Genomic DNA, 13,870 nt, shown 5'->3' on the forward strand with positions numbered 1-13,870 from the left:
GCTTTGCTTCAGGAGAGGTATTGTTTAAGTATCTATATGATATTTAGTGACAATACTGATTATGGGGTATATGGAATTGTTAATTCCAATATAACCGGTTTTATTGTTGAAGATGATTTGTATACAACAAATCTATGCTTTTTTGTTTGCGGGTCTTAGTTTTCGATAATTCACACAGGCGAGTAAAGTAAATACCAGACTTATTACAATTCTTACCGTCAAAGCTTTAACGGTTCGGGTTTCGTAAATGCCCCCGGAGTGTATATAAAACTGAAACCCCACAAATGTGATAATCAGCAAACCAACTGTCAATAGCAGTATTTTACTTGTCCACTTTTTATATTTAATAAAACCATAAACCGCAGACAGATACACCAGACTACTGATAAAATTTGCCCAAATGACGAATAACACATAGTTTCCCTCTTTTTCTCTTACCCCAAATAAGTTAAAAAAGATGGATACGGTTAAGTATAAGGTAAATAATCCAAAAGCCAATACAGGCGTAGCAAACAAATAGGTTAAAATACGTTTCATGAGCTTAGTGTTAGTTAATGTTCACTATAAAAGGAGGGATTAACCGGTTATCGATTTCAAAAATAAAAAAGTTGTTCATTGAATAAACAGAATTATCAGTAGTCCACATTTATTCGATCAGAAAAATAAATGTTGGGTTCAAACAATTAAATATATAGACAATTTCATACGAAATTACAAAAATTTCTTTATCATTTACCAATTGGGTAAATAAATTCGTTTTTATTTATATGTACGATGGGATAATAGTTATAGTTGTTGTGTTTTTTTGTTTGATCCTGTCCTGTCGTATCTTAAGTAGGAGGTGGCAAACCCCATTCTTTTGGCAACCGTTCTCCGAATATTTGTTCCGTTTGTCCTTTTTTAATGTAATGGCTGTACTTTAGCCGATTAAACAGATTCCCTGATAATATCGATTGAAAATCAAAATGCGCTTTTGGGATTGAAATGAACCAAAAGTATTTTGATTTAGTACCGGCATTTACAATGGCATTACCTGTTTCACAAGACAAAAAATAGTCAGTAAACCAAACCGGAGAAATCGGACATAAAAAAAGCCGGAACAAAATTGCTCCGGCTTTTCTGTTACAGAATGAAAAATTATTTTCCACTAAGCATTTCGTCAATGGCTTTGCAGGCACGGAAACCGTCGGCAATAGCCGAAATAGCATCAGCTGTACGGTTTACGGCGTCACCACCGGCAAATACTTTCGGATCACCGGTTTGTTGTTTTTCGTTGACAACAAACCGACCTCTTTCGATCTTAATCTTTTCAGTAAACTCTTCCGGCAGGAAGCTGTAATCGCCTTTCTGACCGATAGCGGCCATCACAGCGGTGGCTTCCAGGATGGTGTTACTGCCTTCGATGGCTACCGGCCGCGGACGTCCGCCTTTATCATCCGGAACCATTTTGGCTTTCAGATATTCTACTGCTTTTACCCGGCCTTTTTCATCTTTATGAATTTTGACGGGAATTCCCTGCGGGATGATGTGTACACCTTCATCTTCAGCACCTTCAATTTCTTCCCAGTCGGCGGGCATATCTTCCACACGACGACGGTAAAGAATGGTTACATCGGCACCTAAACGACGGCTTACACGTGCTGCGTCGATGGCTACGTTACCACCACCCACAACAACGACTTTATCACCGATATCTACTTTTTCGCCGGAGTTAATCATGTAGAGGAAACGATAAGCCTGCATCGAGCCTTTGGCATCGTCGCCTTCAACACCCAGCGGCCAGGCATCGGGGAATCCAACACCCATGAATACCGCATCGTATTTGTCGTAAATCTCTTTAAAGCTGATGTCTTTACCCACTTTGGTATTGAAGTGAATCTTCACGCCGATACTCTTGATGTACTCGATCTGTTTATCCAAACTTTCAATGGGGAAACGATATTTCGGGATACCGTACATGGTAGCTCCACCGGCTTTGGCGTTGGCTTCGTAAATCGTGACATCATAACCACGCAGCGCCAGGTAATAGGCTGCGGTAAGACCGGAAGGACCGGCACCAATGATTCCCACCGTTTTTCCGTTGGGTTCCCTGATTTCTGGATTCACGATTTCGCGGGTAATTTCGGTGGTGGCTGCTGTTTCGGTAGCATACCGTTTCAGCCAGCGAATAGCCAGTGCTTCACCACGGGTAGCAATGGCACAGACATCTTCGCACCGGCGGGTACAAACCTTACCACACATTTCCGGCAGCGGGTTGTTGTCGTATATGATACGCAATGCGTCGGCATCGTTACCGGCTGCAATGGCGTTAATATATTCGGGGATGTGCATGTGCTCCGGACAAACTTCGGTACACAATCCGCAGCTGATACAACGGCTGGCTTCGGCACGGGCTTCGGCTTCGCTGTATCCGAGAACCACTTCGGCAAAACTCTTGACGCGTTCTTTGCCTTCCAGTTCCGGCATGGGAACACGGTTGAAAACGTTGAGAGAGATTTCCTCGGTGCTGTAGAATGAAATTTGTTCTTTGCCATCCGGGTTATCTTTACCGGGAGTCCATAAAAAGTCGTCCGGATCTTCACTGACAAACAGGTAATCTTTTGTCAGGCTCAGACTGCCGGTAGGACATACTTCCACGCAAAGGGCACACCAGCAGCAACGGCCGTTGTCCACACGGGGACGCAGTCCGGAATCTCCTTTTTTCCCTTCAATTCCTTCGATATGAATCATATCGATGGCAGCATTCTGGCAGATGGTGGAACAGTTTCCGCAACCGATACATTCGTCCAGGTCGTTATAGTGAAGCCCCCGGTAACGCGGAGCGGCTTCCTTTGATTCTTTCGGGTACGAAATGGTATGCGGTCTTTTACCAAACTGTTTTAAAGCAGTTAATGGTTTCAGTGTTCCGTTTAGATCAAAAAAGCTCATATTTTTTGTTTTTTGTCTTGTTCTGATAATTAACGTTCAATTTCCGGAGGACAGGTTCCCAAACTATTCATGATGGCAGAGATATCTGCTAAATTCTCTCCAACCAGGAGATTTTCAAGCAGGGTAATCGCATGTACGTAAGCTGCTCCACGGAAATGGGTCCGACGCGGATGCGTACTTCCATCACTGACGATGTACATTCCTACTTCGCCACGGGTGGCTTCGGTACGGGCATAAGCATCTCCTTTGGGAAGAGCCCATTTATGCGGATTGGGAATCCGGTTGTAATACTCACCGGAAGGCATTTTTTCAATGACTTGGCGGATAATCCGGATCGACTGGCGGATTTCCTGACGACGGACCAATGCCCGTGACCAGATGTCACCGCCTTCTGCAGTCGGGACAATAAAGTCCAGTTTGTCATATACTTCGTATGGGTCGTCAATACGGATGTCGCTTTTGACTCCGGAGCCTCGTAAAACAGGACCAACTACGCCCCATTCTACGGCTTTTTCTTTAGGAATGACACCCACACCTTGTGTTCTTTTCTGGAAAATGGTATTCTGGAACATCAGGTCATCATAATCATTCAACCTTTTTTCCATGTAATCCATGGTACGAAGTACTTTGTCGGCAAAGCCTTCGGGAAGATCACGACGAACGCCGCCCGGCCAAATGTACATGTGGTAAACACGGCCACCGGTCAATTCTTCAAAGAGATCGAGGATGTAGTTTCGGTCTCCTACCGACCATTGGCCGATGGTGTACAAACCCAGAGAACCGGCTTGTCCGCCGTACCACAGCAGGTACGAACCCATACGGGCCAGTTCCAGCATCAGTACGCGGATGTATTTGGCTCTTTCGGGTACTTCACGGCCTTCGAGCAGTTCCACAGCACGGGCGTATGATTCTTCTACCGGGTCAGGTTCCGGAACACAAAAACGGCACAGCAGCGTAAAGCTTTGCAGCCAGTTTCTTCTTTCCTGTAATTTTTCAAAAGCTCGGTGCAGATATCCTACTTCGGTACGGGCTCTCACAATGGTGTCGCCTTCTACCTGCACTTTGACCATCATGTTACCGGTAATCCCGGGGTGCTGAGGCCCAATATATAAAGTTGTTGCCTTTTCTCTCATTTTATCTCGAGTATTTTTTTGCAAAATCAGGTATTTCTTCTCCATCGCGGTTAGCAATGGTTTCACGTACATCTTGTGCATCTTCGCGTCCCGGACGCTGCCAGAAAGTCTTTTCAGCGTAAGCAGCTGTATCAAAGTCGCGGCGGAATGGCGGCGGGCCTTGCCAGTCTTCCAGGATAAATTCGTCGGGAGCTTCCAGGCCGGTGAACTGAACACCGAACATTTCGCGCAGTTCTCTTTCGTAGGTATTCAATTGCCGCCAGATCATATCCAGATTGTCCATTACCGGATTATCTCTGTCGAGGCGGGTACGGACAAAAACTTTTATTTTATCTTTTGGCGACCATACAATGAAAACCACTTCCAGTTCGCCTTCTTCCAGCCAGTCAACACAGCTTACATGAGACAGGTGGATAAAGCCCATTTCGTCTTTCAGGTAAAAAAGTATGGAAGGAATGGTTTCTTTTTTCACCGTAAAGTCCACACGGTTGTCCGGAAAGTCGTTTTTCTCCACGGCATCCGCGAAGTTGGCTTTTATCCGCTTAATGATATTTTCTTTCAATTCTTTCATCGTGATCTTTTTTTACCAGTTATATTCAGGCATTACCCAGTTAGGAATGATTTTCTTTTGATTGGCACGATACCATTCCAGGTTTTCTTTGTATTGCTTTGCACCGTTGGCGCGGCCTTCGGCAATCCGTTTTTGCAACTGGGCAAATCCGGAAAGAACCGCTTCAGGACGCGGCATACAGCCGTTGATATATACATCAACCGGAAGGTATTTATCCAGTACTTTAATGGTATTATACGAATCGTAATACATCCCGCCGTTAATGGTACAGGATCCGAAGCCGATGACATATTTCGGGTCTTGCATTTGTTCGTACACCCGAATTACCCGTTTGAGTGTTTTTACCGTCAGATATCCGGTAATCAGTAAAACATCAGCCTGACGCGGAGTGGCAGCACCCCGTACTCCCAAACGTTCGGCGTCGTATCGTGAAGTCATAGTAGGCGGAATTTCAATGGCTCCGCATCCTGTTCCGTAGGCCAAAACCCAAATAGAGTGTTTTCGTGCCCAGTTCTGGATAAAATCAACTATCTTTTGAGAATTCTTATCGTTAATCATCGTCTTTCATTTAAAAAATTACAGCCTGTAAAATAGCCAACAGTCCGAAAAAGCTCGGCCATCCCCAAAACCAGCGTACTGCCTGCTCCGTGCGATAACGCGGACTTACATTTCCGTATAATACCGGAATCATGTAAAGGGCAAAGGTTTTTACTAATAAAATCAGCAGGTTATCGGCTCCGCCCATGAACAAATCCACATAAAGGGTCAGTTTGGCAAAGGTGAATACCGAACCCGAAGACATCATTACAAAGAGATACTTTCCGCCGTTTTCGGATACAGGACCAGATGCCAACTCCGTAGGTGCTCCGACAATATCGAAAGGAGAGTACCGGAACATTCCGAGCATAGCCATTACTGCGGCAATAAAAGCAAAGGGCGAAGAAAACATCAACCAGGTTCCGGCTTGTTCCTGAGCAGCCATGAGACCGGTAATGGAAGTGGTATGATACTGAATCATCAGCGCCACGAGTGCCAACACCCACGGAATCTCAAATCCCACCATCTGGCTCAGACCACGGGTTACCCCTATGGCTGAGTTCGGGTTACCGGTTTGTCCGGCTCCAAGAGCCATTCCCAACGGACCAAAGGTCATAATATACAACAGGAAGATTAAATCGCCCTGAAAATTCAGGTTGGGGAACCAGTTGTTGTGAGTCAGTACCGGAACCACCATGAGTGTCATTACTGATGATACCATCAGGAAAGCAGGTCCCATGTGATGCATAGCGCCATGATGGATGGCTGATGATTTTGATCCCAGTTTAAAAGCATCAATAAAATTCTGATACCAGGGCGGTCCTTTTCTGTTTTGAATTCGGGCTGTAATTTTACGTGTCAGCCCGCCATAGGTCATCCCTACTACAAAAGCCACCATAAATGTGACCACCGCACCTAAAATATCCATTAATACTGTTTCCATTGATCTATTTTTAGATTAGAACAAAACGTTCTGAAATAACAACACAATTACAACAAACACGATGACATAAACGGTGTACGTTTGTCCGTTACCCGTATAAATACGTCGGACGAACTCAAAAAGCGATTCAAGTCCGTTGGCAAAATCGGTATAATATTTATCAATTTGCCGGCGCATGGCAGGAGCAACAGCTCTAAGGAAAGGCTGCATAAACCCTACCGAGAAAGTCAGATTTTCATCTTCAGCCGGAACTTCACCCGAAGTACTGATGTCTTTGGTTGTAACGTAGCGTGTTTCTTTGTATCCTTTCCATGTGAGAAAAATCAGGAAGAAGACGAAAATGGCAATGATATAATAAAGAATGGGTTGCAGCACAACCTGGTCGCCCCAGGCATTTAAGATAATGGAGCTGTCCCATAAATGTTTGTAGGTGTCAATAAATCCGAGATCGATCAAACCGCTATTGATGGGTTTTAAAAGGATTCCGGGGAAAGTACCTAAAACAAACATTACAATTCCCATTAAAATCATGGGTACTACCATTACAGCCGGTGCTTCTTTTACATGTTCCCATTCTTTTTCTTCCTGTCCCAGGAAAAATCCGAAGAGGAATTTGTAACAATAAAGGAATGCCGCTGTACTGGAAAAGAATATCATCACAACCAGGATGTAATGATTACTGGTAATCAATGATTCGTACAACATCCATTTCCCGACAAATCCACCCAACGGCGGGATTCCTGCCAGAGCAATAATAGCCAGCAAGGCAGCCAGGAAAGTCCAGGGCATTTTACGAATTAATCCGGTTACTTCGGTAAAGTTGGTTGTTCCGGTTTGTTTTTCAACCGCTCCGGTAACCATGAAAAGGGTTCCTTTAAACAGGGAGTGCATTACAGCCAGGAAAAGACCGGCCAGCATTCCCAGTTCCGTACCGATGGCAATACCGGTAATAATGTATCCCAGTTGTGCCACTGACGAATAGGCTAAAAGCTTTTTGGCATCATCCTGTTTAATGGCCCAAAGGGTTCCGAGTACAGCAGTAATACCGCCCAGCCAGGCAATAACTTCTCTGAACCAGAATCCCTGGGGAATTTGATTCACCATGGTGACCAAAACGATAACCATTCCGTAAACACCCATTTTGGAAAGTGCTCCGGAGAAAATGCTGGTATAGGCCATTGGCGAATTGCTATATGCATCAGGAGCCCATACATGCAGAGGCATCATGGCTGCTTTTACGCCAAAAGCCATCAGGAAAAGAATCGGAAGTGTGATTTGCATTCCCATGTTCATTGCGGGATAAGCATTGATCATTTGTCCGATGCTGAACGAGCCGGTGATGTGGTGTACAATAACAATGGCCATCAGCATGGCATAGGCGCCAATTGCGCTAAATACGAAATACTTGATTCCGATGCGCTGGATATCTTTTCCGCTGTAAAGCGTCATGAGATATGATGACCATGTCATGATTTCCCAGAAAATGAAGAAAGAGATCAGGTCAACGCTGAGCAGAATGCCCATCATGGCCATGATGCTGAGGATAAAGTTGAAATAAAAATATCCTCTGCGCTCTTTTCCTTTCATAAAGCCAACGGAATAGATCGCGGCAAGCGATCCCAAACCAAGTACAATAAGGGAGAAGAGCCAGCTGAAATGGTTTACCCCCCACATCAGTTTAATTCCACCCAAATAAAGGGTAGCGGCTTCGGCAATTTTCACATACGAGAAAAAGAGCCCGGCCGGTACCAAAACCGAAGCGAGGAAAAGCAAATCCTGAAGCGCTTTGCTTACTTTTCCGGCGAAATAGGTTATCACCGCACCTCCGAGAAAGATCAAAAATATTATATGTATCATTTCCATAGTATTATTCGCTTAGAGGTTATTGTTTTAATGATAATACATGATGAATGTATTGCCCTTTGTCCATTAAGCTGGCTGAAGCTTTGTGCAAGATGCCGGTAACAGCATCCGGATAAAATCCGATTACCAGAATAATGGCACCGAGAACCAGCATCACCACCATGGCATTAATGGTTGGCCGGTGCGGTTTAATAGACGCTTCTTTTTTGAAGAAATAAATCCGGTTCACCACGCGCAGGTAATAAACCAGTTCTACCACACTCACAATTAAAACCAATGCCATGATCAGGATCATGTTGCTGTCCGCTGCGGCCGTCATTACCGAAAGTTTACTCCAGAAACCGGCAAACGGCGGTAATCCTACAATGGCAAAAGCGCCCAGAGCAAACAGCAGCGAAGTGATCGGTAAGTATTTCGACATGCCGTTTACCTCTTCTATTTTTTTCTCGGTAGAGTTATATACGAGATAACTTCCGGAGAAGAACAGAAGCGATTTGATAATGGCATGGTTCAGCATCAAAAACAGTGCAGCAAAAACACCCTCTTTGGTTCCGAAACCGAAGGCCACCAGTACTAATCCCATCTGACCGATACTGGAATAAGCCAGCATTCTTTTGAGTTTTTCCTGTCGGATGGCTGCTGTTTCGGCAATGATGAGAGTAATCATACCAATAATGATGAGGAAGTTCAGGGTTCCGGAAAGGTCGAAGATGGTGTAGGTATAACGAATGATTGCATACACAGCCGCTTTTACTACAATACCGGCAAAAGCAGCGCCTACCGGACCAGGAGCTTCGGCATACGCATCAGGAGCCCAACCGTTAAGCGGGAAAATCTCTGCTTCAATACCAAGCGCGGTAACAAAAAAGATGTATGAGATGATTTTGTATGCCGGCTTCATGGTATGAATACGGTTGGCAATGTCAGCCATATTCAGCGTGCCGAGCTGCGAATAAATAATCATGATGGCGAGCAACAGGAAAGTAGAAGCAATCGAACCCATCATAACATATTTAAAGGAAGCTTCAGCGCTGTTACGTCCTTTATAAAAGGCGGTCAGACCATAGGCCGAAATACTGGTAATCTCAATAAATACGAACATGTTGAAGATATCACCTGTCAGTACGATACCTACCGAACCGGTAATCAGCATCATCAGCATCAGGAAGTATTTCAGGGCCGGTTCATAATCTACGTTTCGTTTAAACCGGTAACTGTAGGCCCATACCAGGAGTCCGAGGAACTCCATTAAAACGACCAGGAAGCCGGAAAAGGCGCTAAATACCAGATTAATTCCAATTGGTGGTACCCATCCGGCGATAACTTCTACGATAGGGCCGTGAACCAAAACATGGTTTAAAAGGTTCACCGACAATATCAATAAATAGGTGAGTACCAGTCCTGGCACAATTCTGACCAGTTCTTTCCATATCATCCCGAGCAGCGGAATCAGAAATGCCGCTAAAAGGGGAATTGCTACAAATAATACCGGAGTTCCTACCATTTTAAATTCTTTATTTCGTCAATATTTAAAGTACCATGATGTCTGTATAAGCGAATGACCAGTGCCAATGCCACGGCAGTAACACCAAAGCCAATAACAATAGCGGTAAGTACCAGAGCCTGCGGTACGGGGTCTACCATTTTACTTACACTTTTAAAGTTGTCAAGAAATCCTTGCGAAAAGATAGGTGCTGTACCGCCTTTGTAATAACCAATGGCCACAATCAACAGGTTAAGGCCCGAATCGATCACAGAAAGGCCAATCACAATCTTTAACAAAGATTTTTTCACCATTGCGCCGTAGAGTCCAATAAGCATCACCAAAACGGCGGTGCCGTACACGGCATAATCTAAGTATCCAAATAATGTATTATCCATTGTTCTCCCCTTTTTCGTGTAAAACAGTATAAATTACACCGGTCAGTTCGGCGCCCACTTTAAAGCCTACGGCAATATAAATAATGGGGATTACCCCGCCGCTAAACAGGTTATTCATCACCCCTGACGGAAGGAAGTTTTGTAAGAAGGTACCTCCGTGCATAAAGCCGAGGAGACCTACGCCGGCAAAAGTGATCCCTGCCAGCGACTCTACAATGGAAAGGGCGGTGTGACTCACTGAGTAATTTTCATAAGCCAGCAGCATCAGCAAGAAGCCGGTGGCAATGATTACCCCGCCCTGAAAACCTCCGCCGGGCGACAGGTGTCCGTGAATGAAAACGTAAGCACCCAGCAGGATGATCGCCGGAAACAACAGTTTTGAACCGGAAGTAACAATACTACTGGAATTAAATAATACGGAACGTTCGCCCACGTGGTGTCTTTTCTTATACAATACACTGCCTAACACCGTAACCGCAAGAAAAAGTACGGTAACCTCTCCCAGGGTATCAAAGCCCCTGAAGTTGACCACAATACTGGTAACAGCATTGGAAACTTTCAGCGGGTTCTGTGTTTTGGCCAGGTAAATATCTTTAACGGGTGCTGCGCTTTTTACAAAATGGGGCTGCCCGAAACCAATATCAAAATAGGTATCGGCAATGTAATAGCCGAGAACGGCCAGCAGCAGTATGACTAAAAACTTTTTCATTTCACAGCAGATTTAAATTTTTCTTTCTTGTCAGACTCATCTTCCATACGTACCGTATTTCGTATGGTGATTACAAAGATGATGGTGGTCAGCGCCACGCCAATGGCCGCTTCTGTAAGGGCAACATCAGGTGCCTGTAACAGGTAATACAAAATGGAAAGGATCAGGCTGATAATTCCTGTTGCCATTACCGCATAAAGCAGGTCCTTTTGTATAATTGAATATACCGAAGCGGCAATCATTAACAAAAGCAAAACGGATATTAAAATGAAATAAATCATGCTTTTTCCTCCTTTGTTTTTTCGTGTGGAACCACTTCCTGATAAGCGTCCATATTTTCTTTGTCTTCGCTTTTAATATAGGGATAATGCCCACGGCGATAGTTAGCACGGGCCAGCGCATGTGAGCTGATCGGGTTGGAGTAGGCAATGAAAATAATGATAATCAAAGATTTCCAAATCCAGTCGGGTTGTAAAAGACCCACACCCAATACGAGGCTCATACCCCCCAGTGTAGTTGCTTTGGTTCCGGCCTGCAGGCGGTTGTATGTGTCAGGCATCCGGAAAATTCCCAAACCACCGAGAAACAAAAACGTACTTCCGATAATTAGTAAAATACCGCCAATAATTTCCAGTACACTCATAAGGCGCCCTCCAAATATCTTGCAATGACAATTACGCCGATAAAGCCAAGAACAGCATATACCAACGCTACGTCAACATAAATAAAACGTTGAAACATATATCCCAGTAACACCAGGCCGGCCACCCCAATGGTGGTCAGCGTATCCATGGCTACGGTACGGTCGGCCGCCGTCGGTCCTTTTACAAACCGGATGGCCGAGAAAATCATTCCCAGTGCCATGAACACAAATGCATAATAAATGATGTAAGTCATAACTAAAAGATTTTTAAGAGTATTTTCTCAAAAGGTTCGGCTATATCTTTGAAAGCCTGTTCCGGATCAGTGGACTGAACATCAATCCAATGAATATAAAAAGTATCGCCGATCACATCTACCGACAATGTTCCGGGGGTAAGCGTGATGCTGTTAGCCAAAACCATTTTGGAATAATTGGTTTTTAATTTGGTTTTGAATTTGACAATACCCGGATTGATGGGCAACGAAGGAGAAATCACTCTTTTGGCCACATCCAGATTGGCAATGATCAGTAATTTCAGAAACACAAAAAAGTACCAGACCATCCAGAAAATCTTTACCGGATTAAGAATGGACAGGGTACAACAGGTGAAAAGCCGGATACTGGCCAATGAAATCAACATGGATACCACGGCTCCGATCAGGACTTCCTGCCAAAACAGGGTGCTGGTGAACATCAGCCATACCAGAAACAGAAAAATCCAGTTGACAATGAACCGTCCCAGTTTTTGATTGAATGTTAAACTTTGCATAAAGCGATTTTTTAAGGTTCTATCCCAGGTCGTATTTTTTACTTTCAAAATATTTCATGAACTGTACTCTTTCGTATTCAGCCGGATTGGGGCTATTTACCTGGCTCATTTTGCCGCGGAAATCATCCAGTTTGTCAAAACCGTGTTTTTCCATCCAGGCTTTCAGTTCATCAAGCATAGTGGAAACGTACCCGATACCGTTGTTGTAAAGGGTGGAAACCACCTGAACGGCATTAGCCCCGGCCAGAATTTCTTTGATCACTGATGCGCCGTCGTGAACGCCGGTAGAAGCAATCAAATCGCAACCCAGCCGTCCGGAAAGAATAGACATCCAACGCAAGGTAATGGCTACGTCAGACGGTTGACTCAGTACGTTTGACGGAACAACTTTGAAGTTGTCGATGTCAAAATCGGGATGGAAGAAACGGTTAAACAAAACAACGCCGTCCACACCACTTTCCGAAACTTTTTTCACAAACGAAGCCAGGTCAGCAAAATAATAACTTAACTTGGCAGCTACCGGGATGGAAACCTTTTCTTTAATTTTAGCCAAAATGTTCAAGTAGGCTTCTTCCACGTCGGAACAGCTTTTTGAAAAATCGGAAGGAAGGGTGAAAAGATTTATTTCGATAGCATCTGCACCGGCTTCTTCAATTTTTTTAGCAAAAAAGCTCCATTCCCATGAACTGACACAGTTGATACTGGCAATTACCGGAATGCTCAGTTCTTTTTTTGCTTCCTGAATCAGCGAAAGATATTTCTTGATGTTATCGTCTTTGATTTTATAATCGTAATAATCGAGAAAGCGAACATCAGGAAATTCCAGGTCTTTTTCTTTTTCAAGAATGCTCTGGTATTCGTTATAAATTTCTTCTTCGAAAATCGATTTTAAAACCACCGCACCGGCACCGCTCTCCTCTATTTTTTTCAGGTTGGCTACCGAAGCGGTCAGACTGGAACTACCCACCACCACCGGTGATTTGAGTTTCATTCCTAAATAACTGACTGATAAGTCCATAACGTACGTTTTTGTGTTATTACTTTTAAAAGATGTCGCAAAAATATGGAAAATGAAATGATATAGCCTTCTCCTTTATATGTCGCCGGCTAATTTATTATTGGTATAAATAAATAGCGGATTGTTAAGGAGTTAACAACACTTTTCACAGCTAACGCTGCTCAATTGATTACATCCTAATTTTCAAATAATTAGATACCTTCATATAAAGGGGGGAAATGCTTGTTTTGTCCCCCGAAAAAGAAGGATTGTTAATATTTTGGAATTAATATAAATTATGATTCTGCTTCTTTTTGAAAAAAAGAACGTTACCCCGGCATAGAGGCTCGTTTATACTACTTTTTTCAAAAGCTCTTCTTTGTCCGGAATTTTTTCTTTGAAATGGTCCAAATGGAGTTTGGAATAAATCATGGGGGCTAATGATTCTACCGGTTTATAAAAGATTGATTGTTGGGCTGCCTGAGGCTTTATGATGGAGTGGCCGGGATCAAAATAATTGATGATCAAAATAATGATGCTTAGAAAAAGGGCTCCTTTTAACATGCCGAAAACAGCACCCCCAAGTTTGTTTAGGAATCCAAGCATGAGAATATTGATGAATTTTTCCAATATTTTGGCCAGTGCCAGCACAACAACAACGACCCCAATAAAAGTGGCAATGAACGAAACGGCTGCCATATATCGGGGCTGTATGTTAAAAAACTGTTTAAGGTAACCGGCAGTGAAATCGGAAAAATAAAAAGCAAAATAGAGGCCGAGAACAAAGGCAGCCAGCGAGGCAATTTCAATGATTAACCCTTTTTTATATCCGTTGTAACCAAACCACAGCAGCGGAATTAACAAAATGATATCCAGTAAATTTATTGTCATAAAAA

At 43.7% G+C, this 13,870-nt stretch carries 16 protein-coding genes; all 16 read right to left on the bottom strand.

Annotated elements, in window-relative coordinates; translation table 11 throughout:
- Positions 1–132: 132 nt before the first annotated feature.
- The 16 genes from LA303_RS01720 to LA303_RS01795 all read right to left on the bottom strand — a co-directional run bounded on the left by LA303_RS01720 (position 133) and on the right by LA303_RS01795 (position 13,865).
- Entirely contained in the window at positions 133–537 is a 405-nt protein-coding gene (locus LA303_RS01720) for a hypothetical protein (protein ID WP_240526214.1), read from the bottom strand.
- Between the two features lie 600 nt (positions 538–1,137).
- Complete coding sequence (locus LA303_RS01725) at positions 1,138–2,928, bottom strand: FAD-dependent oxidoreductase (RefSeq protein ID WP_240526215.1); 1,791 nt, start codon at positions 2,926–2,928, stop codon at positions 1,138–1,140.
- A 29-nt stretch (positions 2,929–2,957) separates the two neighbouring features.
- Positions 2,958–4,061: an NADH-quinone oxidoreductase subunit D gene (locus tag LA303_RS01730; protein ID WP_240526216.1), complete on the bottom strand. Its 1,104-nt coding sequence runs from the start codon at positions 4,059–4,061 to the stop codon at positions 2,958–2,960.
- Between the two features lies 1 nt (position 4,062).
- Positions 4,063–4,632, bottom strand: coding sequence for an NADH-quinone oxidoreductase subunit C (locus LA303_RS01735; RefSeq protein WP_240526217.1), 570 nt, complete (start codon positions 4,630–4,632; stop codon positions 4,063–4,065).
- 12 nt (positions 4,633–4,644) lie between these two features.
- Positions 4,645–5,190 carry a NuoB/complex I 20 kDa subunit family protein gene (locus LA303_RS01740; RefSeq protein ID WP_240526218.1) on the bottom strand — a complete coding sequence of 182 codons (546 nt, stop codon included), beginning with the start codon at positions 5,188–5,190 and terminating at the stop codon, positions 4,645–4,647.
- A gap of 10 nt (positions 5,191–5,200) precedes the next feature.
- The gene (locus LA303_RS01745; RefSeq protein WP_240526219.1) at positions 5,201–6,112 is read right to left on the bottom strand and encodes a respiratory chain complex I subunit 1 family protein; all 912 of its coding nucleotides are present in this window, start codon (positions 6,110–6,112) and stop codon (positions 5,201–5,203) included.
- 15 nt (positions 6,113–6,127) lie between these two features.
- On the bottom strand, positions 6,128–7,969 hold the full coding sequence (locus LA303_RS01750; RefSeq protein WP_240526220.1) for a proton-conducting transporter transmembrane domain-containing protein: 1,842 nt from the start codon (positions 7,967–7,969) through the stop codon (positions 6,128–6,130).
- A gap of 25 nt (positions 7,970–7,994) precedes the next feature.
- Complete coding sequence (locus LA303_RS01755; RefSeq protein WP_240526221.1) at positions 7,995–9,479, bottom strand: proton-conducting transporter transmembrane domain-containing protein; 1,485 nt, start codon at positions 9,477–9,479, stop codon at positions 7,995–7,997.
- Positions 9,473–9,856, bottom strand: coding sequence for a sodium:proton antiporter (locus LA303_RS01760; RefSeq protein ID WP_240526222.1), 384 nt, complete (start codon positions 9,854–9,856; stop codon positions 9,473–9,475). The genes LA303_RS01755 and LA303_RS01760 overlap by 7 nt, the downstream gene beginning before the upstream one ends.
- Complete coding sequence (locus LA303_RS01765; RefSeq protein ID WP_240526223.1) at positions 9,849–10,565, bottom strand: Na(+)/H(+) antiporter subunit B; 717 nt, start codon at positions 10,563–10,565, stop codon at positions 9,849–9,851. Before LA303_RS01765 ends, LA303_RS01760 begins: the two co-directional genes overlap by 8 nt.
- Positions 10,562–10,846 (bottom strand): Na(+)/H(+) antiporter subunit B, encoded by a 285-nt coding sequence (locus tag LA303_RS01770; RefSeq protein WP_240526224.1) that lies wholly within the window; start codon positions 10,844–10,846, stop codon positions 10,562–10,564. The genes LA303_RS01765 and LA303_RS01770 overlap by 4 nt, the downstream gene beginning before the upstream one ends.
- Entirely contained in the window at positions 10,843–11,208 is a 366-nt protein-coding gene (mnhG, locus tag LA303_RS01775; protein ID WP_240526225.1) for a monovalent cation/H(+) antiporter subunit G, read from the bottom strand. The genes LA303_RS01770 and mnhG overlap by 4 nt, the downstream gene beginning before the upstream one ends.
- Positions 11,205–11,462 (bottom strand): monovalent cation/H+ antiporter complex subunit F, encoded by a 258-nt coding sequence (locus LA303_RS01780; RefSeq protein WP_240526226.1) that lies wholly within the window; start codon positions 11,460–11,462, stop codon positions 11,205–11,207. Before LA303_RS01780 ends, mnhG begins: the two co-directional genes overlap by 4 nt.
- A gap of 2 nt (positions 11,463–11,464) precedes the next feature.
- Positions 11,465–11,977 (bottom strand): Na+/H+ antiporter subunit E, encoded by a 513-nt coding sequence (locus LA303_RS01785; protein WP_240526227.1) that lies wholly within the window; start codon positions 11,975–11,977, stop codon positions 11,465–11,467.
- Between the two features lie 19 nt (positions 11,978–11,996).
- A complete protein-coding gene (locus tag LA303_RS01790) occupies positions 11,997–12,995 on the bottom strand; it encodes a dihydroorotate dehydrogenase-like protein (RefSeq protein ID WP_240526228.1) in 999 nt (332 codons plus the stop codon).
- 330 nt (positions 12,996–13,325) lie between these two features.
- On the bottom strand, positions 13,326–13,865 hold the full coding sequence (locus tag LA303_RS01795) for a CvpA family protein (protein WP_240526229.1): 540 nt from the start codon (positions 13,863–13,865) through the stop codon (positions 13,326–13,328).
- Positions 13,866–13,870: the final 5 nt, after the last annotated feature.

Source organism: Candidatus Sulfidibacterium hydrothermale (assembly GCF_020149915.1).
Classification (GTDB): Bacteria; Bacteroidota; Bacteroidia; order Bacteroidales; family F082; genus Sulfidibacterium; species Sulfidibacterium hydrothermale.

What these genes read in the sequence shown, in the direction of transcription:
- LA303_RS01750 (WP_240526220.1), bottom strand. Translation starts at nt 7,969, where the DNA reads ATGATACATATAATATTTTTGATCTTTCTCGGAGGTGCGGTGATAACC.
- LA303_RS01770 (WP_240526224.1), bottom strand. Translation starts at nt 10,846, where the DNA reads ATGATTTATTTCATTTTAATATCCGTTTTGCTTTTGTTAATGATTGCC.
- LA303_RS01730 (WP_240526216.1), bottom strand. Translation starts at nt 4,061, where the DNA reads ATGAGAGAAAAGGCAACAACTTTATATATTGGGCCTCAGCACCCCGGG.
- LA303_RS01740 (WP_240526218.1), bottom strand. Translation starts at nt 5,190, where the DNA reads ATGATTAACGATAAGAATTCTCAAAAGATAGTTGATTTTATCCAGAAC.
- LA303_RS01735 (WP_240526217.1), bottom strand. Translation starts at nt 4,632, where the DNA reads ATGAAAGAATTGAAAGAAAATATCATTAAGCGGATAAAAGCCAACTTC.
- LA303_RS01790 (WP_240526228.1), bottom strand. Translation starts at nt 12,995, where the DNA reads ATGGACTTATCAGTCAGTTATTTAGGAATGAAACTCAAATCACCGGTG.
- mnhG (WP_240526225.1), bottom strand. Translation starts at nt 11,208, where the DNA reads ATGAGTGTACTGGAAATTATTGGCGGTATTTTACTAATTATCGGAAGT.
- LA303_RS01720 (WP_240526214.1), bottom strand. Translation starts at nt 537, where the DNA reads ATGAAACGTATTTTAACCTATTTGTTTGCTACGCCTGTATTGGCTTTT.
- LA303_RS01795 (WP_240526229.1), bottom strand. Translation starts at nt 13,865, where the DNA reads ATGACAATAAATTTACTGGATATCATTTTGTTAATTCCGCTGCTGTGG.
- LA303_RS01755 (WP_240526221.1), bottom strand. Translation starts at nt 9,479, where the DNA reads ATGGTAGGAACTCCGGTATTATTTGTAGCAATTCCCCTTTTAGCGGCA.
- LA303_RS01765 (WP_240526223.1), bottom strand. Translation starts at nt 10,565, where the DNA reads ATGAAAAAGTTTTTAGTCATACTGCTGCTGGCCGTTCTCGGCTATTAC.
- LA303_RS01725 (WP_240526215.1), bottom strand. Translation starts at nt 2,928, where the DNA reads ATGAGCTTTTTTGATCTAAACGGAACACTGAAACCATTAACTGCTTTA.
- LA303_RS01760 (WP_240526222.1), bottom strand. Translation starts at nt 9,856, where the DNA reads ATGGATAATACATTATTTGGATACTTAGATTATGCCGTGTACGGCACC.
- LA303_RS01780 (WP_240526226.1), bottom strand. Translation starts at nt 11,462, where the DNA reads ATGACTTACATCATTTATTATGCATTTGTGTTCATGGCACTGGGAATG.
- LA303_RS01745 (WP_240526219.1), bottom strand. Translation starts at nt 6,112, where the DNA reads ATGGAAACAGTATTAATGGATATTTTAGGTGCGGTGGTCACATTTATG.
- LA303_RS01785 (WP_240526227.1), bottom strand. Translation starts at nt 11,977, where the DNA reads ATGCAAAGTTTAACATTCAATCAAAAACTGGGACGGTTCATTGTCAAC.